This is a genomic window from Pseudomonas sp. A1230 (genome assembly GCF_044218825.1).
GTDB lineage: Bacteria > Pseudomonadota > Gammaproteobacteria > Pseudomonadales > Pseudomonadaceae > Aquipseudomonas > Aquipseudomonas iridis.
The window spans coordinates 3,402,217-3,427,883 of the sequence record NZ_CP162582.1; the positions used below are offsets into that span (position 1 = coordinate 3,402,217).

The following is a 25,667-nucleotide window of genomic DNA, read 5'->3' on the forward strand; positions in this document are numbered from 1 at the left end:
TACTGTCATCCGAAAGGAATCCGGTTCGAGCCTGTGCTCGCAACCAAAAACTTCGGCAAGGATGCGGCGTCGTAGCCTTTTTCCTACTGCTCCGAAGTTGTGAATGCCGACTCTCGTCGGTTGTAGTGCTTCGGGACAGAACGGTGAGCACCATGATGGTGCCCAAACAAACATAGAGAATGTGGAGACAATCCCTCATGCAAACCGACACAACTCGCGAGAACCCGCAGGGCACCTTGCCGCAGGCCGCTGATTCGAATTCGGATCTGGCAGCCACCGCGCCTGGTCAACTGCGCGTGATCAAGCGTAACGGCACTGTCGTTCCTTACACCGATGACAAGATCACCGTCGCTATCACCAAAGCGTTTCTCGCAGTTGAGGGCGGCACTGCTGCCGCTTCGTCGCGAATCCACGACACCGTTGCCCGCCTGACCGAACAGGTCACCGCGACCTTCAAGCGTCGCATGCCTTCGGGCGGCACCATCCACATCGAAGAAATCCAGGACCAGGTCGAACTGGCCCTGATGCGTGCCGGTGAGCAGAAAGTCGCTCGCGACTACGTGATCTACCGTGACGGTCGTTCGAAAGAACGCGCTGCACACGCCCCGGCCGAAGAAGCCGTCAATGCGCATCCGTCGATCCGCATCACCCGTGCCGACGGCAGCCTGGCGCCGCTGGACATGGGTCGCCTGAACACCATCGTCACCGAAGCCTGCGAAGGCCTGGCTGAAGTCGACGGCGACCTGATCCAGCGCGAAACCCTGAAAAACCTGTACGACGGCGTGGCCCTGACCGACGTCAACACCGCCCTGGTGATGACCGCCCGTACGCTGGTCGAGCGCGAGCCGAACTACTCGTTCGTGACCGCCCGCCTGCTGATGGACACCCTGCGTGCCGAAGGCCTGAACTTCCTGGAAGTGGCCGAGAGCGCCACTCACCACGAAATGGCCGACCTGTACGCCAAGGCCCTGCCGGCTTACATCGCCAAAGGTATCGAGTTCGAACTGCTGAACCCTGTGCTGGCCACCTTCGACCTGGAAAAACTGGGCAAGGCGATCAACCACGAGCGCGATCAGCAATTCACCTACCTGGGCCTGCAGACCCTGTACGACCGCTACTTCATCCACAAGGATGGCGTGCGTTTCGAACTGCCGCAGATCTTCTTCATGCGCGTGGCCATGGGCCTGGCGATCGAAGAGAAGAACAAAGAAGACCGTGCGATCGAGTTCTACAACCTGTTGTCCTCGTTCGACTACATGGCTTCGACTCCGACCCTGTTCAACGCCGGTACCCTGCGTCCTCAGCTGTCGAGCTGCTACCTGACCACCGTGCCGGATGACCTGTCGGGCATTTACCACGCGATTCACGACAACGCCATGTTGTCGAAATTTGCTGGTGGCCTGGGCAACGACTGGACTCCGGTCCGTGCGCTGGGTTCGTACATCAAAGGCACCAACGGCAAGTCGCAAGGCGTGGTTCCGTTCCTCAAAGTCGTGAACGACACCGCTGTAGCCGTTAACCAGGGTGGCAAGCGCAAAGGCGCTGTGTGTGCTTACCTGGAAACCTGGCACATGGACATCGAGGAGTTCATCGAGCTGCGCAAGAACACCGGTGATGATCGTCGTCGTACCCACGACATGAACACTGCCAACTGGATCCCTGACCTGTTCATGAAGCGCGTCTTCGATGACGGCCCGTGGACCCTGTTCTCGCCATCCGAAGTACCGGATCTGCACGACCTGACCGGCAAGGCGTTCGAAGAGCGTTACGAATACTACGAAGCCCTGTCCCAGTACCCGGGCAAGATCAAGCTGTTCAAGACCATCCAGGCCAAAGACCTGTGGCGCAAAATGCTGTCCATGCTCTTCGAAACCGGCCACCCATGGCTGACCTTCAAAGACCCGTGCAACCTGCGTAGCCCGCAGCAGCACGTCGGCGTGGTTCACAGCTCGAACCTGTGCACCGAGATCACCTTGAACACCAACAAGGACGAGATCGCGGTCTGCAACCTGGGCTCGATCAACCTGCCGAACCACATCGTCGACGGCAAGCTGGACACCGTTAAACTGCAACGCACCGTGAACACCGCCGTGCGCATGCTCGATAACGTGATCGACATCAACTACTACTCGGTACCGCAGGCGAAGAACTCCAACTTCCGCCACCGTCCGGTAGGTCTGGGCATCATGGGCTTCCAGGACGCTTTGTACCTGCAGCACATCGCCTACGGCTCCGACGCTGCTGTCGAGTTCGCCGACAAGTCGATGGAAGCGGTCAGCTACTACGCCATCCAGGCCTCTTGCGACCTGGCTGACGAGCGCGGCGCTTACGAGACGTTCCAGGGTTCGCTGTGGTCCAAAGGCATCCTGCCGCTGGATTCGCAACAGATCCTGATCGAACAACGCGGCCAGAAGTACATCGACGTTGACCTGAACGAATCCCTGGACTGGGCACCGGTTCGCGCCCGTGTACAGAAAGGCATTCGTAACTCCAACATCATGGCCATCGCACCGACCGCGACCATCGCCAACATCACCGGCGTATCGCAGTCGATCGAACCGACCTACCAGAACCTGTATGTGAAATCGAACCTGTCGGGCGAATTCACCGTGATCAACCCGTACCTGGTTCGCGACCTCAAGGCTCGCGGTCTGTGGGACTCGGTCATGATCAACGACCTGAAGTACTACGACGGTTCGGTTCAGCAGATCGAGCGCATCCCGCAAGAACTCAAAGAGCTCTACGCTACCGCGTTCGAAGTGGACACCAAGTGGATCGTTGACGCGGCCAGCCGTCGTCAGAAGTGGATCGACCAGGCCCAATCGCTGAACCTGTACATCGCCGGCGCATCGGGCAAGAAGCTTGACGTGACCTACCGCATGGCTTGGTACCGTGGTCTGAAAACCACCTACTACCTCCGTGCCCTGGCCGCGACCAGCACCGAGAAGTCGACCATCAACACCGGCAAGCTGAACGCTGTTTCCAGCGGCGGTAACCACGGTGAAGATTCGGTCCTGGCTGCTCCTGCCGGTCCTGCTCCAGTGCCAAAGGCTTGCGCGATTGACGAGCCGGATTGCGAAGCTTGCCAATAAGCTGAGCTGAATCAGGCGTTGCGAAACGCCTGATTCTTCCAGGCAAAAAAACCCCCGACAGACTTCTGGTTTGTCGGGGGTTTTGTTTTTTTGGGGTTGGGGGCATCGCCTTCGCTCGGTGTGCTGAAGGGGCAAAAGATCAAAAGCCCCTCACCCTAGCCCTCTCCCCGAGGGAGAGGGGACTGACCGTGGTGATTGGTAGAGACATACCGAGTCGAGTTCAAGCTCTGAATAGCCCACAAGTCCGCTCCCTCCTCCTCGGGAGATGGCCGAACGTCAGGGCACAGACCTTTGGTTGCTTTGGACTGGGCCGGCACTCCGGCGCTTGCCAAAGTGGCCCCGACGTCAGGGCACAACCTCAAGCAGCCATCATCGCAGCAACGGATATCCCCCGCCCCCCAAAAACGCCATCCACAAAAAAGCCCCTCAAAAAGAGGGGCTCCCTTTACAGCCAAAAACCCAGAATCAAGCCATCTGAATAATGGTCTGCATGATCGTGCTCTGAGTCGAAATCGTTTTCGCGTTCGCCTGATAGTTCGATTGACCCTTGATCAGATCAACCAGCTCATTGGTCAGGTTAACGTTCGACTCTTCCAGCGAGTTGGACTGGATGGAACCCAGAGTACCGGTTTCCGGAGCGTCGTAGCCCGGGATACCCGAAGCAAAGGTTTCTTTCCAGCTAGTACCACCAACAGCCTGCAAACCCTGCTCGTTGGTGAAACTGGCCAGCGCAACCTGGCCGATGGCCTTGTTCTGATTGTTGCTGAAGTTGGCGAACAGAGTACCGGTGCCGTCGATGGTCAGATTGGTGATCTGGCCAGTGGCGTAACCATCCTGAGTCGGAATCGTACGCGAGTTGTCCGCGTTGTACTGGGTGGTCTTGGCCATCGAAATGGTCACGCCAGCCGGGTTTGCTGATGCGCCATTAGGAACAAAGTTACCGCCGATAACATTGCCCGGCCTCCAGCCTGTCATCTTCAGGTCGCTGCTGATGATCGGATTGGCTGGATCTGCCGGGTTTGGCGTACTTACCTGAAGCAACTTGCCGGAAGAGTCGAACGTCAGTGTCGAAGCAATCGGGTCGACCTTGGTTGGATCGCTACCTGCTGCATCCGGGTTACGACCGTCCACCAACGTGTAAACCTTCCAGGTATTCTGGCCCGTCTTCACCACATACTGATCCATGTCGTGCTTGTTGCCCTGCGTATCATAGATCGGGGTGCTGAACGACTTGGTGTAGGTCTCGACCTTGGACGGATCGAACTTGACGGCGGTGGCGCCAGTATCAACGATCACCGGGGACGAAGAGTTCAAGTTGATGCTCGATCCAACGGCCGAAGTCGACTTCGGCGCCAGGTTCGAGGTGTCGATTTTCAGATCGGTCAACACACCGTTGATGATCTTGCCGTTGGCATCCACGCCGTAGCCTTGCAGACGCGAGGTGTAATCGGTGTTGGTGATGAAACCGGCGTCATCGACCTTGAATGTACCGGCACGGGTATAGGAGATCGAACCGTTGTTGCTCATGGTGAAGAAACCCGAGCCGTTGATGCCCATGTCCAACACGTTACCGGTGTTGCTGATGTCACCCTGGGTGAACTGCTGCGAAACGTTGGCCAGGCGCACACCGTTACCGATGACCTTGCTGCCGGTGCCCAGTTTGGTCGCCGAATAGACGTCTTCAAACTCTGCACGAGAAGATTTGAAACCGGCAGTCGCGACGTTGGCGATGTTGTTGCCGGTCACGTCCAGTTGTTTGTTGGCTGCATAGAGACCGCTAAGGCCGATATTGAAAGACATATTCCACTCCTTTGTGCCGGTTAGTCGGCTCTATATACCAATGGTTTGTACTTTGGACAGGGCGACGGAGCCCTTGCCGGCCAGGTTGAGCATAAGCTCGCCACCGGTCTGGCTGATCGTCACGCTGTTGACCGTGGCTGGCAGGTAAGTCGCCAGGTCCGTCGCGGCGCCGTTGATCGGTGCGTTGGCCTTGAAGGTGTAGGTACCGACGGGCACCACGGTGCCGCTGGTATCCTTGCCATCCCACGTGAAACTGGCGGCGCCAGCGGCGCGGCTGCCCAGGTCGATGGTGCGCACCGTTTTGCCGTCCTTGTCGGTGATGGTCACGGTGCCGCCCGCGATGGACGATGGCACGGTTACCGAACCGGTCAGGCCTTTGGTCGGATCGTCGAGCTGTGCGGTGTTGGTCTGCACAATTACGTTGCGCCCAACCAGAGACGACGCCTGCAACGCTTGCGAAGAGTTGTAGTTGCCGGCCAGCCCGCTAACGGTGCTGTTGAGCGTGGTAATGCCTTCCAGGCTGCTGAACTGCGCCAACTGTGCAACGAACGCACTGTTGTCCTGCGGATCAAGCGGGTTCTGGTTTTTCAGCTGGGTAACCAGCAGTTGCAGAAACGCATCCTTGCCCAAGGCCTGGCCACCGGTGGCGCTGTTGGTGGCCGAAGCGATGCCGCCCGAAGTAGTGCTGCTCGTCTTCTTCGAGGAGTTCGCCAGGATGTCTTTCATGCTGAGGTTATTGGTGGTATCGGTAACGCTCATGGCAGTCGCACCTTATTACTGACCGAGGGTCAGTACTTTCTGCATCATGGTTTTGGCGGTGTTCATCATTTCGGCGTTGGTCTGGAAGGACCGGCTCGCGGAAATCATGTCAGCCATTTCTTCCACCACGTTGACGTTCGGGTAGTAGACGTAGCCCTTGCCATCGGCAGCCGGATGATTCGGCTCGTAGCGCGCTTCGAGGTTGCTCTGGTCTTCGACGACACCCAGCACCTGCACGCCTTGACCCGCAGCGTCCTGGTTCTGGAACAGCGAGTTGCTGCCGCCACTCTGGCCACCCTGGAACATGGTGGCGAATACCGGGTGACGGGCACGGTAGGTCTGGTCGATGCTCGACGAGACGGTCTCGGCGTTGGCGATGTTCGATGCCACGGTGTTCAGACGCGTGGTTTGTGCGCTCATGCCGCTGCCGGCAATGTTGAAAACGCTGGACAGGGACATGAATTACTCTCCGCGCAGGGCTGAAACCAGCCCTTTGAATTTGCTGTTGAGCAGGGTGAAGCTGGCCTGGAAGCCCACGGCGTTTTCCGCGTAATTGGACTGTTCCAGTTGAGCGTCAACGGTGTTCTGGTCAATCGACGGTTGCATCGGCGTGCGATACAGCAGCGATTCGTCGCCATTGCCCAAGCCTTCAGCCTCGATGTGACGGCTGTTGGTCATGTTCAGGGCGAAGTGGCCGCCGCTTTTGGTTTTCTCGGTCTGTGCTTCCAGCACTTTGGAGAAGTCCAGATCCCGAGCCTTGTAGTTCGGGGTATCGGCGTTGGCGATGTTGTTGGCCAGCACTTCGGCGCGTTGGGCGCGGAAGCCCAAAGCCTTTTCGTGAATGCCGAGCGCTTTATCGAAGCTGATGCTCATGTCGGGAACCTTCAGGTGACCGGTTTTTCGTAACTGAGCTTTAGCAAGCTGCGTGCCAATGCGAGAAACACCCGTAAACCGGGGCCTTGCGGGTTATCGGCAAAGCGGCAATGCCAGAAAAGCGGCAACCGTTTTCCGCCAGATGCCGCTTTTCTGCCGCTTGCCCCTGCCCTCAAGAACACTAGAGAGCAAATGTGGGATCGAGCCTGCTTGCGAAGGCGGTGGGTCAGCCACCAATGATGCTGATTGGGAAACCGCTTTCGCGAGCAGGCTCGCTCCCACAGGGTTTTGCGGTGATTTCGGATTAAACGCCAGGCACAAAAAAACGGGAGCCCCTGAGGACTCCCGTTCTTGTGTTGCCGATGCCAGTTACTTCGCCTGATAAATGATCCCCGGACTGCACTGAACCATCTGGTAATGATCCGGCAAACCGTTCAGCGCTTCGGAAGCGCCGAGGAACAGATAACCGCCCGGCTTCAACGTGCTGTGAATGCGCAACAGGATGTCTTTCTTCACCTCGGCAGAGAAGTAGATCAACACGTTGCGGCAGAACACGATGTCGAACTTGCCCAGCGCTGCATAGCTGTCGAGCAAGTTGAACGAGCGGAATTCCACCCGGCTCTTGATCGGCGCCTTGATGACCCAGCGACCCGGCCCTTTCGGGTCGAAATAACGCTGCAAGCGCTCGGCGGACAAACCGCGACCGATCGCCAGGCTGTCGTACTCGCCGGTCTTGCAGTTGTTCAGCATGAGACCGGACAAGTCCGTGGCAACGATTTGCACGCCCATCTTCAACTGACCAAGGTTACTGCGCTCGAACTCGTCGATCGACATCGACAGCGAGTATGGCTCCTGACCCGACGAGCATGCCGCCGACCAGATCCGCAGACGCTGGTTGGGACTGGCCTTGATGGCTTCGGGCAGCACCTTGTTCTTCAAGACTTCAAACGGATAGGTGTCACGAAACCACAGGGTTTCGTTGGTCGTCATGGCATCGACCACCTGTTCGCGCAAACCGCTGCGCGGCTGGGTCTGGATGCGCTGAACCAGCTCACCCAGTGACTTGATGCCTTGCACTTCCATCAGTTTGTTGAGACGGCTCGAGACCAGGTACTGCTTGTTTTCACCGAGCAAAATGCCACAGGCTTTTTCCAGAAATACCCGGAATTGTTCGAAATCCAAATTACCCGTAGACAATGATGCCGCCTCTTAAATCGTGTTGACCGCCAGGGGCAGAAGGCCCCTAGCTGATATCTGCTGCTTTGATCCGGTCGACTACCCGGGATGCCAGGTCATCAGGACGGAATTTGGCCAAAAAGTCATCGGCACCGACTTTCTTGACCATCGCCTGATTGAACACTCCCGACAACGAAGTATGCAGGATGATATGAAGCTTTTGCATGCGTGGGTCGCTGCGGATTTCCGCCGTCAGGGTGTACCCGTCCATCTCCGGCATCTCAATGTCGGAGATCATCATCAGGAACTCTTCTTCCGGCTTCTTGCCCTCGTCGACCAGCTTGCGCAGGTAATCCAGCGCCTGCTTGCCGTCGTTCAACGCCACGACTTCAACGCCGACCGTCTGCAGACACCGCGAGACCTGCTTGCGTGCCACCGACGAGTCATCGACCGTCAGCACTCGCAGCGACAACGCTTTGGTCTGGGTCTCGACATCGACCACGCCGACCGAAATCGCTTCCGGCGTCGGTGCGACTTCCGCCAGCACTTTCTCGACGTCGATGATTTCGACTAACTGATTGTCCACCCGAGTCACAGCGGTCAGGTAATGATCGCGACCCGTGCCTTTGGGCGGCGGATGAATCTCTTCCCAGTTCATGTTGACGATGCGCTCCACCGAGCGGACCAGGAAACCCTGGGTCTTGGTGTTGTACTCCGTGATGATCACGAACGGGTTTTTCTTGTCTTTCAACGCACCGGAGCCGGTCGCCATTGCCAGATCAAGGATCGGAATGGTCGCCCCCCGAATACTTGCCACCCCGCACACGACAGGACTGGACTTGGGCATCAACGTCAGCGAAGGGCATTGCAGCACTTCCCGAACCTTGAACACGTTGATCCCGTAGAGCTGCTGACCGTCGAGACGGAACAACAACAGCTCCAGGCGATTCTGCCCTACCAGTTGCGTGCGCTGGTTCACCGAATCCATTACACCAGCCATGCCAGACTCCTAAACCAACGCCAAGTGTTGTTGCGACGCACATTCATTGCTAAACGGCACGGCGCTTGCTTTTTAACTCGTATGAACGCTCAAACGACATTTTTCCGACACCTGACATCTTCCCTCCGCAGAGGGCTTTGCGCGGTGTCCGCCATTTGCTGCTGTTTCGCTGGCAGCCCTGCCATTGCTGATGCGGTTACCATGCCTGACATGCTTATCGGCGTCACTCAGGGCTTTCTTGAGTTCACCGTAGAAGACTATCTGGCAACCAGTCAAACGGAAGGCCGCTACGAAATCGAAGTGAACCAGCTGGATCCCCGCATGCGCATGCCCATGTGCGACAAGGAATTGACAGCCTCACTGGAGAGTCCGGCACGTCCTTTGGGCCGGGTAACGGTGAAGATTCGCTGTGAGGGCGCATCCCCCTGGACCGTGTTCGTACCCGCTCAAGTCCGCCTGTTTCGCGAGATTGTGACCACTACCCGGCCACTCAAGCGCGCCGGAATTATCGAGCCTCAGGACGTGACATTGCGCGAGCGCGACGTCAGCACAATCAACCAAGGTTTTTTGACGTCGGTAGACGAAGCGATTGGGCAGAAATTAACCCGACCAACGGTCGCCGATCAGGTCATTACCCTGGTGCATCTGGAACAGGCGGAAGTGGTGCGCAAGGGCGATCAAGTGGTCATCATCGCCCGCAGCGGCACGCTCGCCGTGCGCATGCCCGGTGAAGCCCTTGCCAATGGCGGCTTGAGAGAACAGATCCGGGTGAAAAACCTCAACTCGCAACGGGTCATCAAGGCGCAAGTCACCGCGCCGGGCCAAGTGGAAGTCGCCATGTAGAAGCCCTAGTGAGAAAACTGGCGCGGACCCCGTCGCTTCCCTAAACTGTGCCGCAGCAGGACACGCGCCGGCGCATGCAGACTCATTGGCAAATGGGCCTAAAGTTTTCCAGGGGATAGCCGAAAACATGGCAAGCGTCCAAATTCCCAGAGGTTTTTATCATGGTCATCGATTTCAGCCGTTTGAACAGCTCCTCGTCACTTACGGGCAGTACGCGTACCAGCAACGCCAAGGAAACCGCCGAAAACGGCACCTCCGCGCCGCTGAATACCCCGGCCGAATCGGCCAGTACCGCTAAAAGCGGGGAATCGGTACACCTCAGCAATGAGGCTCAACAGTTGCAGAAGGTCACTGACAAGCTGCGCGATCAACCTGCTGTCGACAAAGCCCGTGTGGCCGAGTTGAAAGCCGCGATTGCCGATGGCAGCTATAAAGTCGACAGCAACCGTGTAGCCAGCAAACTGCTCAACTTCGAAGCCCAGCGCTAGGCCTTCGCCTGCGCCAGGCTTTTGGACGCTTAAAACCCAAGGCCAGCCATGCACGACACTAATTTACTGCAACTGATCAACGACGACTTTGCTCCAGCTCAACAATTGCTGGAGTTACTGCAAACCGAGGCCCTCGCTTTGCACGGTCGCGACATGCCCTTGCTGGAAGAAATTCTGGCGCGCAAACAGGCATTGATCATTCTGCTTGAACAGCATGGCCGCAAGCGCAGCGAAATCCTCGCCAGCCTGAACCTGCCGACTGACCGCACAGGGCTCGAGCAACTGGCCAGCCAGTCGAGCATTGGCGAGCAGTTGATGACGCAGGGCGATGCCCTCACGGACCTCATCAGCCAGTGTCAGGCAGCCAACGCCAAGAACGGCCAGTCGATCCAGATCCAGCAGGCCGCGACGTCCAATCAATTGAAAATCCTCACCGGGGGCGAACCGCCAGCGCTGTATGACGCGAGCGGCACTTTCGCCAGACCCGTCAAGCCGCGCACCTTCAGCCAGGCGTGAGCCATTCGATGTGCCTGCACTATCAACACGCGGAACATGCTGGCAAAATGCTGGCCATTCATCGTCAAATTTTGTCTGGAGATTGAGAGAACGTGCCAAACGCCCTAAGCGCGGATGATGCTCCGCAGCCCCCTAAGGTGCTCACCACGCCACTGGAAATCTCCAGCAACCTGCGTCAACTGCAAGACAGTCACGACCCGCTGATCATCACGTTCCATGAACGCAGCCAGCGCTTCCAGAGCTACCTGATCAAAGTCGACCGCGACAGCGCCTCGATTACCCTCGATGAAATGATCCCACGCGACGGCGAACGCTTTCTGCTCGCCGGCGAACCATTCAGGGTTGAAGGCTTCCATGATGGTGTGCGCATCGCCTGGGAATGCAACGGTACGCTGAACATCGAAGAATCCGACGGCGACCGCTTTTACACCGGCGAGCTGCCGAGCGAAGTGGTTTACCACCAGCGCCGCAACGCGTTTCGCGCAGCACTGAAACTGACCGATCTGGTCAGCGTTGAACTGGGTGGCGAAAAGCTCAAGGCGCCGATCCAGGGCAAACTGCTGGATATTTCCGCCACCGGTTGCAAGCTGCGCTTCGAAGGCGACATCACTGACCGGCTGCAACTGGGCCAGGTCTACGACCGCATGATCGCCCCGCCACTGTTCGGCAATCAGCCGATTTCCGTCGAACTGCGCTATCTGCACTTCGAAGAAAAACTCAACATCACCTTCGCCGGCTTGCGCTTCCACAACATCAGTGGCCCGGCCGCGCGCAACGTCGAGCGTTTCGTCTATCAGTTGCAACGTGAAGCACGGCGTTTCGACAAAGACGATATGTGAGTCGTACGCGCAAATAAAAAGGGCAGTCCTTGAAGGGACGGCCCTTTTTTATGCACGACCGATTTTCAAGGTCTGGCGCCACTGATATCCGGCGTGGGTCTGTCGCTGTCCTCATCCGGGCTTGTTGCTGGCTCAGGCTCTGGTTCTTTTTCAGGCTCTGGTTCCGGCGCTGGATCGGGCTCTGGCTCCGGCTCCGGCGGCACCGGATTCTGCATCTGCTCCTGCACCACCTGCTCATCCACTCGCGGATCAAGCGCAGCGACCAGCGGCGAACTCGACATGCTGTCCGGCATTGCCACGTGATGCAGCGGCGCGTCGTCGACCTGATGCAGATTGGTCACGGCTTTCGGGCGGATTCGCCACACCAGCACCAGCGAAAAGAAGCTGAAGAACGCATACAGGCTCTGGCTGCCGAGAAACTTCATCAGCACCCCCGCCAGCAACGGCCCGATACTCGCACCAACACCGTAAGTGACCAGCAGCATCGCCGTCAGCGACACGCGCCGATCCCCCTCTACGTGGTCGTTGGAAAACGCCACCGCCAACGGATACAGACAGAACTGCACCAGCGAACAGAGGAAGCCGACCACGAACAGCACCTCCAGCGGCACCTGCGGCAAGATCGCCAATGGCAACGCCGCCACCGCAAGGAAGCCGGCGAAGCAACGGATCAGCAACGCACGGTCATAACGATCAGACAGCCAGCCCAATGGCCACTGCACCAGCAATCCGGCGAAGATGCAGCTACCCATGAACAGACCGACCTGCTCGGTCGACAGCCCCTGCTGCGACGCATACAACGGTGCCAGACCGTAGAACGCGCCGATGATCAATCCCGCACCGAGCACCGTGCTCAATGACTGCGGCACGCGCTTGATAAAGAAGCGCGGCTCCATCGGTGCCGGATGAAGTGGCGCCGGGTGAATCCGCCGGGTCAGCGTCACCGGCACCAGGCACAGGGCAAAGCACAGCGCGACCAGCATCAGCAGTTCCAGACCCAGCCCCGGGTGCATGACCAGAATCAGCTGACCGAGCACCAGCCCCAGGTACGAAGCAATCATGTAGCCGCTGAACACCAGCCCACGTTGATTGGCATCGGCCTGCTCATTGAGCCAGCTCTCGATCACCATGTATTGGCACATCATGCCCAGACCGACGATGGTCCGCAGCACCAGCCACGCCGGCAACCAATCGACCATGCCATGGCCAAGGACCGCCGCACCGACGATCCCGGCACACGCTGAATACGCCCGGATATGGCCGACGCGGGCGATCAACCGGTGGCCGATCTTGCCGCCCAGCACCAGACCGAAATAGTTGGCCGCCATCAGCGCACCGACCCATAGTCCGTCGACATTCTCGGCCGCCAGGCGCAACGCCAGATACGTAGACAAAAGGCCCGAGCCGATCAGCATCATCAGCGAGGCGAAATACAGCGCTCGAAAGGATTTCCAGATTTGGCGCATCGGCGTTCCGAGCGGCTCCTTGCAGTAAAGATCGGGCTACCAGAACGATAGCCCGGTGACGATGGTACGTCAGGCCTGGGCTGCTAGAACACGCCGTTCCCAGGGAGTTATTTCATCAAAGAAGCTGGTCAGTTCCATGGTCTTCGAAGCGATGTAGCCTTCGATGAACTCCTGTCCAAACAGTTCCCTCGCCAATTGACTACGCTTCAGACGCTCGAGCGCGGCGTGCAAGGTACACGGTAGCGAAAGATTGTCCGGCACCTCGAACTCGCCCTGGATCGCTTCGCTCGGTTCAAGCTCATGCTCGATGCCATGCAAACCGGCGGCCAGACTGGCGGCGATCGCCAGATAGGGGTTGGCATCGGCGCCCGGCAAACGGTTTTCCACCCGACGAGCGACCGGCGCACTGGCCGGAATCCGCAACCCGGCCGCACGGTTATCGTGCGACCAGCAAGCATTGTTCGGCGACGCGTACGGATGGCACAGACGCTGGTACGAGTTCACATTCGGTGCAAACAGTGCTGTGAAGTCGGCCATCCCCGCCTGCTGCCCACCGATGAAGTGGCGGAACATCGCGGTCGGCTCGCCGTGATTGTCACTGAAGACGTTTTTGCCCGTAGCGATGTCGACGATGCTCTGGTGAATATGCATCGAGCTGCCCGGCGTGTGCGCCAGCGGCTTGGCCATGCACACCACGGTCAGGCCGTGCTTGAGCGCGACTTCTTTCAGCAGATGCTTGAACAGGAACGTCTGGTCGGCCAACAGCAGCGGGTCACCATGCAGCAGGTTGATCTCGAACTGGCTGACGCCCATTTCATGCATGAAGGTATCGCGCGGCAAACAAAGGGCCGCCATGCATTTGTACACTTCGCTGAAGAACGGCCGCAGACCGTTATTGGAGCTGACGCTGAACGCCGACAAACCGTCCTCGCGGCGACCATCGAGGCCGACTGGCGGGCGAAACGGTTGGGTTGGATCGGTGTTAGGCGCGAACACGAAGAACTCCAGTTCTGTCGCCACCACCGGTGCCAGGCCGCGCGCCGCGTAACGGGCGATGACTGCCTTGAGCTGGCCGCGGGTCGACAGGTTGGAGCTTTCGCCGGTCAGCTCATCAGCATCGCAAATCGCCAGGGCACGCGGTTCGTCGCTCCACGGCAAGCGATGAATCTGGCCTGGCTCGGCAATCAGCGCCAGATCGCCGTCATCGCTGCCGTAAAACCGCGCCGGCGGATATCCGCCCATGATGCATTGCAGCAACACACCCCGGGCCAACTGCAAACGGCGCCCTTCGAGGAAACCCTCGGCAGTCATTACCTTGCCCCGTGGTACGCCGTTCAAATCCGGCGTGACACATTCAATCTCATCAATGCCCGTCAGTCGCTGTGCGAGTGAACGCTGGCCATCGGTTGTCATGACGCAATCCTTGTTATTTTGCGAGCCGCGAACGGCGACCCGTACAAAATAGGCTCCGGCTGTTCGCAATATCAAGCAGCGTCAAACAAAATCCCGCGTCACGGTAGATAAAGACTGAAAACCCCGCCACCCAGCGGCCCGCCATTGCCGATTTCGGTGCGCCCTTCAACGCCATTGCGCTGATGCAACGCCGCAATTCGATTGGCGAAATACAGGCCTAGCCCGGTGCTGCCGCTGCTGTGATTGATGCCCTGCACGTAGTCGGCCTGACGCTCGAGCATCTGGGCCGGATAACCGTCGCCGTCATCGTTGATGCTGATTACCAATTGCCCGGCCTCGTCACTGACGGTAATCAGCAACGACTCGCGGGCGTAACGAATGGCGTTGTTGATGCAGTTGCCCAGCACCGAAGCGACCAATTCACGGTCGAAGAAGCCCAGCGGGCTCAACGGATCAACTTCGTAGGTCGCGATGATCCCGCGACTGGCAAACACCTCTTGATGCGCCGCCAGTTGCGCCTCGATGAAATCATCGAGCTCGTGGTACGCCGGCTGCAACGGCATCTGGTTGACGCCGAGCTTATACAGCCCGAGCAGTTGCACCAGCATGCCGTTGAGGTGGGCGAACTCGAAGTCGATCACGCCCTGCTCCGTGCCTTCGCGTTGCCCCTGCGGCAAGCGCGCCAGCCATTGGCTGTGGGCCTGCATGAGCATGGCCAGCGAGTTCTTCATGTCGTGGACGGTGGAGGCAATCACCGTGGAAAAATCGAGAGCCTGCTCGTCTTGGTTCATTCGCCAAAGGCCTTGCTTTTCAGCTTCTGATAACGCGCATGACGCGCGTCGGTGTCGGGCATCAGGCCGACCATTTTCAGGCAGGCCCGACATTCTTCCAGCTCCGCCGACGGCACACTGGTGTCGGTGCCGTGCAGCAACGACTGGGCCATGTTCAGCGCAATACTGATGTTCTTCGGTTGCATCTTCAGCGCCTTGCGGAACACCTCGCGGGCCTCCACCAGATTGCCGGTCTTGTACACGCGCACACCCTGACGGTTGAGGTCGGCGGCGGCGTTGCTGGAACTGAGGATAGTTGGGTCATCGGTGAGCTTGGCGATGTCTTTCATCACCGCCGGATCGTCGCCGTAGATTTCCGCACAGCTCTTGAGCATCGAGTTACCCGCCTCGGCCTGACCGAGCATCTGCAACTGCTTGGCGACCAGCAACGCCGCCTCCGGACTCATGAACTGCTCCATGCCGTCGAGGCGCATCATTGCCTGCTCGGTAAGCTTGTCAGCGGTTTCGGCATCGTTGAGCAGCAGGCTGGTGGCCTTCATCAGCCGCGCCCGAATCTGCAGGCCCGGATCGCTCGGGTTCTCTTTGGCCACCGCGCTGAGCGTGGTGTTGATCTCAAGCCGCGTGCGGGTGTCGAGACCGCGCTCGCTGCCCTTGCTGATCAAGGCGTGGGCCAGGCCGAGGTTGCTTTCCGCATCTTTGAATCGCGACTGCGCGCCTTGCGCCACGGCCTGACGATAAGCGCGCGAGGCGGTGTCGAAATCTTCGTTGGCCATCGCCAGTTTGCCCAGCAACGCCTGTCGACGCACTGCCAGTGGCGATAACCGGATCGCCTCTTCCAGCACCCGCTGCGCGCCTTTGGTATCGCCCTCGGCAACCAGCACATCGGCCATGCCGTCATACAGCGACGGCATCAGCGGGAACGCTTTCAGGGCTTTCTCGTACACGCCTTTGGCTTGGGCAACCTGGCCACGCTTGAACAACAACTTGCCCAGCCCGGCGAATGCCCAAGGCAGCGGCCGATCAGCAATGATGCCGTCGTACAAACGCTCCAGCGCTTCGTTCTGATTCAGGTCGCGCAGCGCATCGGCGCGGTAACGCAGGCACAGCGGCGAATAGCGGATGTCCTGCTTGCACAGGGCGATGCAGGCATTGAGCACCTCGACCGGTTTGCCACGATCGAGCGCTTGCAGGATCGGCTTGAGCAACGTCTTGCGCTGCTCCAGACGCTCAAGGCGCTGAGCCAGACCCGAGCGGTTGAACGGTTTGGTCAGGTAGGCATCCGGCTCATGCTCAAGAGCACTGAGCACCATCGCCTGACTGGTCTCGGCGGTCACCATGACGAACACCGCTTCATGGCTGATGAGCTTTTCCACCATCAAGTCTTCGAGGACTTGCTGGCCGTTCTTTTTACCGTCGCCGAGGTGAAAATCCTGCAGGATGAAATCATAAGACTTCTGCGCACACATCTTCAGCGCCTGCTCGCCGCTGTCTGCCGTATCCACGTCCTTGACGCCCAGCTCGCGCAACATCGAGCGCACGGAACTGCGAAAATCCGAGAAATCATCGACGATCAGAAAACGCTTTTGGTGATACGACAGCATCGAGGATTTCCAGGCAATTGAAGTAGATGAACCAAGGACGATTTCAGGCGTGCAGATGATAACTGCCGGCAAAATGCTATCAAGCGTTTTCACGCAAGTCTGAACTCACCGTTTGGGTTATCGGCCAGAAGTCGCGTTCCCTGAAGCGGGTGCTACAACATTCCTCGCACTACGATTACTCTGCGCGCCTGCACAACTTCCACTACAAGGCTTACTTCGTGTACATCAAAGGACGCTACATCGTGTCCGCCTGTGCGCTGCTGTTTCTCCAGCAGGCAATGGCGAACGCAATGGACTGCAGCAAAGCGGCGAATGCCGTTGAAAACACTATCTGCGCGAATAAAGGTTTGTATGAACTGGATGCGCAGATGGGGACGGTTTATCGGGGGTTGATGAAGGCTTCTGTCGATGCACAACCCGAGCTCAAACGTACTCAGCGGCTTTGGTTGAAAGCGCGCAACGGATGCGTTGAAGATGTCGCCTGCCTGGATCAACGCTACCGCGAGCAACTGAAGGTTTTGCAGGCGCAGTGGACAGAAGTTGTCGCCCATCAGCCGAGTGGCGTCGACAAACAGGTATTGGATGATCTGCAAAACAGTATTCGGGCAATCAGTAAAAATGATCCGGAGTTTGCCCTGGAACGAGCACTCGTTTCACTGTCGTTAAAAAACACTGAAACCACATTTTCTGCAGAGCCGGACGCCGATCAATATTCTGATAAAACGCACTTCCCTAAAACCATCCCCAAAGGCGTTTCGCGGAATGAGTGGAAGGCCTTGAGCGCCACTGATTTCGAGGCTGACACCGCACTGGGCCCGACATCCTTTACGCTGCGGGATCTCGACAGTGACGGGCAACGTGACCTGATTGTTCAGACTTATAACGGCGGTACCAGTCTGTACACTTCAGTTGGAACTTATCGCCGTGACGGAGATAAGTTCACCCGCAGGACCCCAGCGTCGGACGGAGAATCAATTGGCGGCGTCCTCTATTCCACTAGTGATCGCGGCGCCAACCAGTCCGTGAACTGGATCAGCATTCGCGGCAAGGTCTATGCCGCCTATCGCGACAGCGGGTACGGCATTGATGATGTCTACCTGCTCAGTCCGTTGCAGGTAAACCGCGAAGTGCCGAAGCTGACGGTTCGCTATCGCTATCGACTCAGTATCCCCCGCATTCAGTCTGATGATCACAAAACCACTTATAAGCTGAAGCCAGACCTGCACCATGAACTTGCCAAAGGCCTGGCTACCGTCGAGGAACACACGCCCGACACCGCACAAGAAAGAAAGCCCCTCTGCCCCATTCCTGAGTCCGCCACAGACAGCGAGGAGTATTACGGCTACGGAGCAGGCTATTACGCCATCGAACCAGTCGCCGACTTCCCGGTGATCATCGGTGGCGAGTGTTTTATTGCGAGAATGAATAACTGGTTCGGCACCTACAGTGCGAAGGATGGCTTGTACGCGCAAATGACTGTGCGCAAACCGGGCGAAGCAGAACAAGAACGTGACTACAAGGTTAACGGCCGTCGGCGCATTACCGAGATCAGCACTTCAATCGGCAAACCCGGAGGTGGCGCCGAGGAGTAGTCTCGATGCCCGCGCATGAAAAAGCCCCGACAACCGGCGCTACGCGGGGCTTTGCTTGATCTGAAATCATCGGCTCTTCGAAATAACACCACTCATGTACTGATTCAAATCGCGAAAATCCTTAACCGTCCAAACGTGCGGCGCCAGTTTTACACCATTCTCTTGCAAGGTCCGGGGGATCAAATCCCCGTTTGGGCGAAGAATTATTGATGACACGATAACGCCCGGATAAGCCTTCAGTCGTTGTTTGAAAGCGGATGTTGTCAGATCAGGCGTGGGTGGGTTGCTTCTATCAGCCAATGGCCCTGTTGCTTTGAGATCTGTCCCGTGGCACATGACGCAACGCTGTGAATAGAGGTTCTTCCCGCTGACATCATCTGCAGAGGACCGCGACGCTTGCATCAACGATAAACATCCAATCGAAACGATGAAGAGTATTTGCACGCCATCCATTGGCAACATCCTTAAACTGTGAATACGAAAAAGCCCCTTCCAGATCATTCTGAAAGGGGCTTTATTTTGTCCTGCTGCTACCGCGCTGCTATCGCAGTGAACGCGGCTGGCAGAGGAGTGGCCAGAAGGCCTGAATATATGGTGTCCCAGGGCAGGTTCGAACTGCCAACCTTCCCCTTAGGAGGGCTATCCAACCTCCAACAAACACGAACCAAACCCAGTATTCATTGGGCTCAACGTCCGGTTGTATCCGTAAAAACGACGCCGTATAGTTCTTTTTGCACCCACCATGCACCCATGGGAACAAATTGAAAGAGAAGCTAACCGCCAAGCTGCTGGCGTCCCTGCAGATAACCGGCCACGAATATGAGGTCCATGATACCACCGTTGGCGGTCTATTCGTGCGCGTCACTGCCGCCGGCGCCAAGTCCTATGTAGTGACCTGGGCCAGGGGCCGCAAGAAAACATTGGGTCGCATTGGCATACTGACGTTGGAGCAAGCGCGAGCGGAGGCTACTCAATATCTTGCAGAGGCAAGAACTCTAGGGGAACCGCTAGCCGTTACTCAAGGACGAAGAGGAGCCACCCTGCCCTCCTTGCGGGAGTTTATCGACGACACGTATATGCCCTGGTTCAAGACGCACCATAAGGGGCATGAGAAAACTCTGCACACGCTCGACAGCAACTTCGAGGCGATCATGCCTCAGCGGCTCGACGCGATCACCGGCCGCGACCTGGACCAAATCCGCACCGGATGGATGCAGTCGGGCAACAAGCCGTCGACGGTCAACCGGAAGATGGGCTCTATCAGCGGTGTATTCAGTAGAGCCGTTGAGTGGGAGTACATCGATGCCCACCCGATGGATAGGCTCAAAGCCTTAAAAGTCGACTCGATGGGACTGGTCCGCTACTTGAATGCTGAAGAGACAAAACGGCTCCGGGAAGCGCTGGACGCCCGCCAAGACGAAGCGCGGGTGGAGCGTGGGAGTGCGAACAAGTGGAGAGCAGATCGCGGTAAGGAGCTAATGCCGAGCTTGCTGCAGGTCCCATTCACTGACCACCTAAAGCCTATGGTCCTGGTATCGCTGAATACAGGCATGAGACGCGGAGAGCTTTTCGACCTGAAATGGTCCGCGGTGAACTTCCAAACGAAGACGATCACCGCCGCCGGCGCTACCACCAAAACAAGCGACACACGACACATCCCGATGAACAAGGAAACGGTGCGCGTGCTGGAAGACTGGAAGAAGCTGGCCGGCAAATCTCGATATGTGTTCCCGAGTCAGGAAGGCGGTCGTCTGGAGGACGTTAAAAGCGCCTGGCTTAAGCTGCTAGAGCGAGCCAATATCGAAGGGTTCCGCTGGCACGATATGCGTCACGATTTCGCGTCACGTCTAGTGATGGCCGGCGTACCGCTCAACACAGTACGGGATCTGCTGGGGCACGCCGATATCAAGATGACACTTAGGTATGCACACTTGGCACCTGGAACAAAGGCCGCAGCAGTCGAGTTGATATAGCCCCCTAACCTTTGGCCATTCTCAGAAAATCCTCGTAATCAATCTTCATAGGCTTATTCGCCTCAACAAACTTAGCGTAAGCGCAAAGGTCCTCCCACTCCTCCCGGATTTTTTCTATATTCAAAGCGGTAGTTTTGTACACGTCTTGGTAAGTAGCCCGTTTTCGTGGCTCCTCAAACAGGTCAAAATCTCCCTTGAACCTAGCGGTCGTGGTCTCAGCGCATACCACATAGGTTTCTCGATCGACCAACTGGTCGCTGATGAACCCTAGGCGAAGCGTGTAGATAATCGGATCATCGTTCCACAACCATTCCACAACACTCAAGACCGACGCCTTGCCTCTGACCCCATTTTTATCTGGAAAGGGAGAGTCAATGCTGTTCGTCATAAGCGCGTGCTCAATGAGTTCCTCTATCGTCTCGACAATTTTCATGTTTCGAGCGCGGGCGCATAGCTCAAGCCCACTCTTTAGGTAGGGGGCAATCCTGGTCGACAGAACTACCTTTTTTGAGCGGTTTGCCATTGGGCGACTCCAAAGAGTTTACAAAATTCGTGCTTGCAGATCGTGTTACTTACAAATACGATGTTTACGTCCGGACGAGTATCGTACAGTCCGCCCCATCGATCAAGGATAAACACATGAGCCAGGCAGAACAGTTCGCACCGCTTTCGGTAAGCGTCGAGGATGCCGCGAGGATCGTCGGCCACTCGCGCTCCGGGATCTACGAACTTATAGCTAGCGGAGATCTGAAGGCCTTCAAACTAGGCCGGCGACGGTTGATTTTGATGACTGAGCTTAAGGCGTGGGTCGAACGCGCAGCCAAAGAAGGTGCACGATGAGAGGAAAAAGTGTCGAGCCAGTGTTTGCACCACTGACTCGACGTATCGCATCGGAATGCTTTGGGAAGCCACAGATGAGACAAACAGATTCTACTGCCCGCGCTTGGATGAACGCCAGTGCACCAAATTGCCAGCGACTCATTAGGGAGAGCGCTGCTGGAAAAAAACTGCAGGCATATGAAGAGCTGAGGCGGGAGTTCTCGTCCCGTACTTCCGGCGCTATGCGTAAAGTTTCCTAATTCAGACTTGCGGCGCTCTCCTCAGCCTTGGGGTGAGCGTCCGCGCCTGCCTGTGAGCTTCTAATGGCCAGAAAGAAAGGCTACAAGGTCGATTTCGGTGGCGGTCGTGTACTGGCGCTTCCATATCGGCTACTGGCTCATCCTGCATTCGACAATCTAACGCCTAAAGCAATTGCCGTACTCATAAAGCTGGCCAGAAATTACAACGGTCGGAATAACGGCGATCTCGCGTGCACCGTCGAAATGCTGGCCAAAGGAAGGCCTATGGATGCAAAGACACTCGCCTCCGCTCTACAGGAGCTTCTGGATGTTGGACTTATCGTTCGCACTCGGGCGTATAGGAAGGGTCGTGAAAAAGGAATGGCACGTTGTGCGCTGTACGCGATCACTTGGGCGGCAATAGACGAGTGCCCAGGGAAAGACCTGGAAGTGAGACCAGGTCCCCCTACATTCAAGTTCATCTGATTTCGAATTTTTCGGTGGGATTTTTTCCGCCTGCTACTGGGATTTTTTCCCACTCAGCATTGGCGAAATGTCTGGTTGCGTCCGGTCGTTCAGGCGTACCGAGCATCTACTGGGATTTTTTCCCAGTGGTTTTCCCGTAAACCGGGGCTTTCAGGGCATAGCAGTAAACGGAAAAAATCCCAGTCTTATTAAATTACCACCACCGGGTTTATTTATATGGGCACCAAGACCTACAAACAGTCTCGCTGCACGCATGGTCACACGGTCAAATGTAAACGTGCTGGAGGCTTCACCTTTCTTGTTCTCGACTTCCTCCCTTGGACACTGATCGATATGTGTCGGCCGTGTGCGGAAGAAGTGAGGAAGGATCTGATCTACCAAGTTGAAAAGGGCAAAGGCCGATAGTCGTCGCCTGCCATCAAACGAAAAAAAGGCACCACCCTGTAACGGGGTAGTGCCTTGGATGCCACGAAGCTTCCGTAGTTTGTCAGTCGATGTCTGTAGGAGCGAACTGCTCAGCACCAGACCGCAGCGAACGGAGACCAATCACCGCCGCCCGAGCTACGCGATCGATGAATCCCGTTTCCAGACTTGTACATCGCCCTCCCATTCCCACGATCGCAAATTGGATCGCATGGAACGCCTCAGTTTCGTCGTGAGCAGCCAGTTCGGAAATCTCGACATCGAAACAGGCGTTGCCCTTTTCCCAGTCTCCAGGCACGCCGTAGTTGTACCGAGGCCAATTGATGAGCCGGCCGGCATCATCGCGTTTGGTGAAGCTCAGATCATCCCGTGATCGAATAGCGGCGCTCATTGGATCACCTCTGCCGCGTCGAGCGCCTTCTGCATCTGCTCAACTTCGCTATCGACGTAGTTCGCCCAGTCGTAGCCAAGGAAGCTGCCGAGGCTGGCCAGCTCTTCGATGTCATGCGACTTTCCGTGCTTAAAATCCTTGGTGATCGCGTTGAACAGCACCCGCATATTGCTGATGCGTTCGTGCGTGGCGCGCAGAAGCTCAAGGGCTTCGTCGGCGATGCGGGCGGCGGGCTGGCTCATTGCACACCCCCTACGCAGATTCCGCGGAATGGCGCCGCGCTTGGCAAAACCTTCACGCTGATGTCGCCGAGGATCTTCAGTGGCGCCAACTGGGCCAGCTTGATGTTGGCCGGCAACACCATGGTGGTGATGATCTGGCCGTGCGCGTCCAAAATTTGGATGGTATTCTGTTTAAATTGCATGACGTGTACCTTCAAGTTTCGTCGTGTGATCGCCAACCCGGTGTTAGCGCACCGGGTTGGCACCTCTTCTCTAGATGGCGCAAGTCTGAGCCACCGCTTGACTCGTTACTGCTTGCTCTTTTCGCTTATCCAGCCCGCTGCCCAGCTCAAGGGGTCTTTCGTGCCCATCGGCTTGAGTGGCTTGCCATCCCGCGCCGCTTGCCTGCCCTCCTCCTCGGTTTCACCGTGAATCCATACGGTTGTTTGCCTAAAACCAGCTTCGCGCTGACGCTCTTTGTAGATCCTCTGGCGATCGGCCGCAGATAGCGGGCCTTTCGGTTCCTCTCTCTTCACAACAACCTCCGTTAGCAGTCACGACAAGCCAATAATGGATCATCGTTAGCAGTCACGCAAGGGGGAGGGTGCAAAATAATTTCACCCCCTAACACTTGAGAGAGGTGTGCTCAAAACTGAGCACATCACAGATGCCGGGAGAATTTCCGCTATCTCCCATCACCATCATCGCGACAGTTTGTCAGGCAGATGCGCGCAAAGCTGCTCACATCTGCGTTACAGATCTGAAAGTGGGAATTCCCGCTTTTCCGATTTCGAGGTCGGGAATATCGCTAGGCTCATGGGTAAAGCGAGACGATCGTGGAGGAGTAGCCCCCCCATCGAGGTAGAGCCCCTGAAGCTCTAGAAGGGATCGACCTGCAGATGGTTGCTAATTGTCACAAATGACTCAGCGACCTCTGGTCCACTGGTCATTATTTTCGTATTTTTGCGACTCGTCGCTGGAAGCATTCAGCTTTTGCGAAAAACGTCTAAACTTGCAATCAAATCTCGTAAGTCCTCCGGAACCTCTTCAACGTTAAACTCATCTATTACTTGAACATCTGTGAGATTGGCACTGTAGTCAGTTTGTATCGCTTCCCTTAGTAATCTCAAGGTGGTTTTTCCAGGCACTACAAGCATCCGAGAGTTTATATCAGCCCACATTTTCTCAAACGTTTCGATTGCTGCCCTACTGATAGTACTCGTATCCTCCCTCCTACCTTGATGATAGCCAAGCCGCCTACCTATGTACTGCGATTGCGCATCAATTTTCAGGCCAGCGGTGATTTCCTCAAGATAATCAACCACGCCTTTAGTCAAGGCTACTTTTTCTCCAGCTCTTCTACCTCTCGCCTCTACACGCTTTTCCAGAACTCGCTGGAGTACCGGTATTACAAGAAGATAATTTTCCATCTCTTTGCGGCTGTGAATATGCGCAGCAGTCAACTCCGATCTCAAACCACACAGAATAGACTCGATCTCTTCCTGACAATAATAATCCCTATCATAAACCGCGAAAAGCTTCATAGTAGCGTCAATAGTATTCTTTATACCCCATGCAAATGCTTTAATTTTTTCCCAAGAAGAAAACCCACCAGACTCGAAAGCAGTCAAATCATTACCAGACGCAAGATCGGGAAACCCAAGATTTTTTGCAAAACGACGAATTGTTTTATAATCGCTCATGCCCTCGACAAAGAGTATCTTCTTTGTTCTAGCGAGATGACTTAAAGTTATATTCTGCGCCGAACCTAGTTCCTCAACAGCAAACTGAACCCCTTCAATATCTCTAAGGCGACGTGCCTGCCTAGCCCCTTTGCTTACAAGCAAAATCTCTGACGGATCTGCCTCACCCATAATTTCGACTGAGTGTGTTGCTAATAAAACATCAGAATCCAGAGCTCTTAGAATACTAAGCAATTGACGTTGAATATCTGGATGAAGGTATATTTCAGGTTCATCTATCACGACGATACTAGCTTCGTCAGCCCTAGACAGGTGCGTCAGAAGTTGACACCAGATTTGAAAACCAAAACCGGCCCAGTAAACCTCGCGATCAATCCTCTCCTCTGCCACAAACATTCGCAGTTTCTTGCTGCCGACATCCAACTCAGGCTTACTCATGGACATAGTTGGCCAGGTTGCTGTCACCATTTGGGAGAATCTTTCCCAGTCCTCCCGAAAATAGTACCAGTAATTACGGAAATGCCTACAAGCCCTATGGGTATTCAACGCATTTTTTACAGTATCCTCTGATACGTAAGCCTCCTCGTGCTCAAGCGGGCCTAGCACTGGGACTACTTGGATAATTATAGGGAAAGCACTTTTAAACTTTAACGTCGTACTAATTAAAGGACCTTCGCTCTCCCAGTGCAATATACAGCCACCATCACTAGGAAAAAAAAGACAGAGCTTATTCTTATTAGTTAGTTTAAATTCAATCCTACTATCTTCCCCATTGTAATTTGTTGCCACATTCTCTAATGACACACTTATCTGCTGCTCGGGTATGCGGTGACCGAGACCAAAACCACCATCAGGCAATGGGACACGCTCAGCCTTAAGGCGCCTAGCTCGCCTGAGGGCGACGTCCAATATTCTAAAGGCACTGATGATAGTGGACTTTCCAGCATTATTAGGCCCCACTAAAATATTGGTTTCCGTAAGGCTCACGGAGTAATTACTCAGAGCTTTAAAGTTTGTGAATTTAACGGAGCTAATCCTTACGTCCGACAAGTTCTTCTCCCATTAACCCAATTTTGGCGGTGCTGCCGTACGGGTTGCTCGACGCTACCGATTCGCCATCATCCTGTCCAGCACACCTCATCCACCGTATATTCGGACAGGAT

General features: G+C 56.3%; 26 protein-coding genes. 9 read left to right on the forward strand and 17 right to left on the reverse strand.

The window, feature by feature from the left end; translation table 11 throughout:
* The first annotated feature begins 197 nt into the window (after nucleotides 1-197).
* Complete coding sequence (locus AB4P97_RS15980) at nucleotides 198-3,092, forward strand: ribonucleoside-diphosphate reductase subunit alpha (protein ID WP_042560516.1); 2,895 nt, start codon at nucleotides 198-200, stop codon at nucleotides 3,090-3,092.
* A 465-nt stretch (nucleotides 3,093-3,557) separates the two neighbouring features.
* On the opposite strand, the gene flgE is transcribed toward AB4P97_RS15980, so the two are convergent.
* From flgE to AB4P97_RS16010, 6 genes are all read right to left on the reverse strand, one after another.
* Complete coding sequence (flgE, locus tag AB4P97_RS15985) at nucleotides 3,558-4,892, reverse strand: flagellar hook protein FlgE (protein ID WP_042560517.1); 1,335 nt, start codon at nucleotides 4,890-4,892, stop codon at nucleotides 3,558-3,560.
* Between the two features lie 30 nt (nucleotides 4,893-4,922).
* Nucleotides 4,923-5,651 (reverse strand): flagellar hook assembly protein FlgD, encoded by a 729-nt coding sequence (gene flgD / locus AB4P97_RS15990; protein ID WP_042560518.1) that lies wholly within the window; start codon nucleotides 5,649-5,651, stop codon nucleotides 4,923-4,925.
* 15 nt (nucleotides 5,652-5,666) lie between these two features.
* A complete protein-coding gene (flgC, locus tag AB4P97_RS15995; protein ID WP_042560519.1) occupies nucleotides 5,667-6,110 on the reverse strand; it encodes a flagellar basal body rod protein FlgC in 444 nt (147 codons plus the stop codon).
* Between the two features lie 3 nt (nucleotides 6,111-6,113).
* Nucleotides 6,114-6,524: a flagellar basal body rod protein FlgB gene (gene flgB / locus AB4P97_RS16000; RefSeq protein WP_042560520.1), complete on the reverse strand. Its 411-nt coding sequence runs from the start codon at nucleotides 6,522-6,524 to the stop codon at nucleotides 6,114-6,116.
* A gap of 369 nt (nucleotides 6,525-6,893) precedes the next feature.
* Complete coding sequence (gene cheR / locus AB4P97_RS16005) at nucleotides 6,894-7,721, reverse strand: protein-glutamate O-methyltransferase CheR (protein ID WP_042560521.1); 828 nt, start codon at nucleotides 7,719-7,721, stop codon at nucleotides 6,894-6,896.
* Nucleotides 7,722-7,767: 46 nt separating this feature from the next.
* Nucleotides 7,768-8,700, reverse strand: coding sequence for a chemotaxis protein CheV (locus tag AB4P97_RS16010; protein WP_042560522.1), 933 nt, complete (start codon nucleotides 8,698-8,700; stop codon nucleotides 7,768-7,770).
* Nucleotides 8,701-8,781: 81 nt separating this feature from the next.
* Between AB4P97_RS16010 and flgA the strand changes: the two genes are divergently transcribed.
* From flgA to AB4P97_RS16030, 4 genes are all read left to right on the forward strand, one after another.
* A complete protein-coding gene (gene flgA, locus AB4P97_RS16015) occupies nucleotides 8,782-9,543 on the forward strand; it encodes a flagellar basal body P-ring formation chaperone FlgA (protein WP_080896055.1) in 762 nt (253 codons plus the stop codon).
* A gap of 161 nt (nucleotides 9,544-9,704) precedes the next feature.
* Nucleotides 9,705-10,031: a flagellar biosynthesis anti-sigma factor FlgM gene (flgM, locus tag AB4P97_RS16020; RefSeq protein ID WP_042560523.1), complete on the forward strand. Its 327-nt coding sequence runs from the start codon at nucleotides 9,705-9,707 to the stop codon at nucleotides 10,029-10,031.
* A gap of 48 nt (nucleotides 10,032-10,079) precedes the next feature.
* Complete coding sequence (locus AB4P97_RS16025; protein WP_042560524.1) at nucleotides 10,080-10,547, forward strand: flagella synthesis protein FlgN; 468 nt, start codon at nucleotides 10,080-10,082, stop codon at nucleotides 10,545-10,547.
* Nucleotides 10,548-10,639: 92 nt separating this feature from the next.
* Nucleotides 10,640-11,386 (forward strand): flagellar brake protein, encoded by a 747-nt coding sequence (locus AB4P97_RS16030; RefSeq protein ID WP_115146191.1) that lies wholly within the window; start codon nucleotides 10,640-10,642, stop codon nucleotides 11,384-11,386.
* 65 nt (nucleotides 11,387-11,451) lie between these two features.
* Here the strand turns inward: AB4P97_RS16030 and AB4P97_RS16035 are convergent, their stop codons facing one another.
* The 4 genes from AB4P97_RS16035 to AB4P97_RS16050 form a co-directional block, all read right to left on the reverse strand.
* Complete coding sequence (locus AB4P97_RS16035; protein ID WP_395601324.1) at nucleotides 11,452-12,852, reverse strand: MFS transporter; 1,401 nt, start codon at nucleotides 12,850-12,852, stop codon at nucleotides 11,452-11,454.
* Nucleotides 12,853-12,921: 69 nt separating this feature from the next.
* A complete protein-coding gene (locus AB4P97_RS16040; RefSeq protein ID WP_395602950.1) occupies nucleotides 12,922-14,163 on the reverse strand; it encodes a glutamine synthetase family protein in 1,242 nt (413 codons plus the stop codon).
* A gap of 200 nt (nucleotides 14,164-14,363) precedes the next feature.
* Nucleotides 14,364-15,056 carry a sensor histidine kinase KdpD gene (locus AB4P97_RS16045; RefSeq protein ID WP_042560528.1) on the reverse strand — a complete coding sequence of 231 codons (693 nt, stop codon included), beginning with the start codon at nucleotides 15,054-15,056 and terminating at the stop codon, nucleotides 14,364-14,366.
* The gene (locus tag AB4P97_RS16050; RefSeq protein ID WP_042560529.1) at nucleotides 15,053-16,657 is read right to left on the reverse strand and encodes a tetratricopeptide repeat-containing response regulator; all 1,605 of its coding nucleotides are present in this window, start codon (nucleotides 16,655-16,657) and stop codon (nucleotides 15,053-15,055) included. Before AB4P97_RS16050 ends, AB4P97_RS16045 begins: the two co-directional genes overlap by 4 nt.
* Nucleotides 16,658-16,875: 218 nt before the next feature.
* Between AB4P97_RS16050 and AB4P97_RS16055 the strand changes: the two genes are divergently transcribed.
* A complete protein-coding gene (locus AB4P97_RS16055) occupies nucleotides 16,876-18,249 on the forward strand; it encodes a lysozyme inhibitor LprI family protein (RefSeq protein ID WP_395601325.1) in 1,374 nt (457 codons plus the stop codon).
* Nucleotides 18,250-18,315: 66 nt separating this feature from the next.
* Here AB4P97_RS16055 and AB4P97_RS16060 read toward each other — a convergent pair whose 3' ends face one another.
* Entirely contained in the window at nucleotides 18,316-18,702 is a 387-nt protein-coding gene (locus AB4P97_RS16060; protein ID WP_395601326.1) for a c-type cytochrome, read from the reverse strand.
* Between the two features lie 308 nt (nucleotides 18,703-19,010).
* On the opposite strand from AB4P97_RS16060, the gene AB4P97_RS16065 reads away from it, so the two are divergent.
* A complete protein-coding gene (locus tag AB4P97_RS16065; protein WP_395601327.1) occupies nucleotides 19,011-20,222 on the forward strand; it encodes a tyrosine-type recombinase/integrase in 1,212 nt (403 codons plus the stop codon).
* Nucleotides 20,223-20,226: 4 nt separating this feature from the next.
* Here the strand turns inward: AB4P97_RS16065 and AB4P97_RS16070 are convergent, their stop codons facing one another.
* On the reverse strand, nucleotides 20,227-20,745 hold the full coding sequence (locus AB4P97_RS16070; protein ID WP_098965114.1) for a hypothetical protein: 519 nt from the start codon (nucleotides 20,743-20,745) through the stop codon (nucleotides 20,227-20,229).
* Between the two features lie 116 nt (nucleotides 20,746-20,861).
* Here AB4P97_RS16070 and AB4P97_RS16075 point away from each other — a divergent pair, with 116 nt between their 5' ends.
* On the forward strand, nucleotides 20,862-21,062 hold the full coding sequence (locus AB4P97_RS16075; RefSeq protein WP_098965115.1) for a helix-turn-helix domain-containing protein: 201 nt from the start codon (nucleotides 20,862-20,864) through the stop codon (nucleotides 21,060-21,062).
* 302 nt (nucleotides 21,063-21,364) lie between these two features.
* The gene (locus AB4P97_RS16080) at nucleotides 21,365-21,766 is read left to right on the forward strand and encodes a hypothetical protein (RefSeq protein WP_098965117.1); all 402 of its coding nucleotides are present in this window, start codon (nucleotides 21,365-21,367) and stop codon (nucleotides 21,764-21,766) included.
* 487 nt (nucleotides 21,767-22,253) lie between these two features.
* Here AB4P97_RS16080 and AB4P97_RS16085 read toward each other — a convergent pair whose 3' ends face one another.
* From AB4P97_RS16085 to AB4P97_RS16105, 5 genes are all read right to left on the reverse strand, one after another.
* A complete protein-coding gene (locus tag AB4P97_RS16085; RefSeq protein WP_395601328.1) occupies nucleotides 22,254-22,580 on the reverse strand; it encodes a hypothetical protein in 327 nt (108 codons plus the stop codon).
* Complete coding sequence (locus AB4P97_RS16090) at nucleotides 22,577-22,822, reverse strand: hypothetical protein (protein ID WP_395601329.1); 246 nt, start codon at nucleotides 22,820-22,822, stop codon at nucleotides 22,577-22,579. The genes AB4P97_RS16085 and AB4P97_RS16090 overlap by 4 nt, the downstream gene beginning before the upstream one ends.
* Nucleotides 22,819-23,004 (reverse strand): hypothetical protein, encoded by a 186-nt coding sequence (locus AB4P97_RS16095; RefSeq protein ID WP_395601330.1) that lies wholly within the window; start codon nucleotides 23,002-23,004, stop codon nucleotides 22,819-22,821. The genes AB4P97_RS16090 and AB4P97_RS16095 overlap by 4 nt, the downstream gene beginning before the upstream one ends.
* Before the next feature lie 105 nt (nucleotides 23,005-23,109).
* Nucleotides 23,110-23,337, reverse strand: coding sequence for a hypothetical protein (locus AB4P97_RS16100; protein WP_395601331.1), 228 nt, complete (start codon nucleotides 23,335-23,337; stop codon nucleotides 23,110-23,112).
* A 450-nt stretch (nucleotides 23,338-23,787) separates the two neighbouring features.
* On the reverse strand, nucleotides 23,788-25,362 hold the full coding sequence (locus AB4P97_RS16105; protein WP_395602951.1) for an ATP-dependent nuclease: 1,575 nt from the start codon (nucleotides 25,360-25,362) through the stop codon (nucleotides 23,788-23,790).
* Nucleotides 25,363-25,667: the final 305 nt, after the last annotated feature.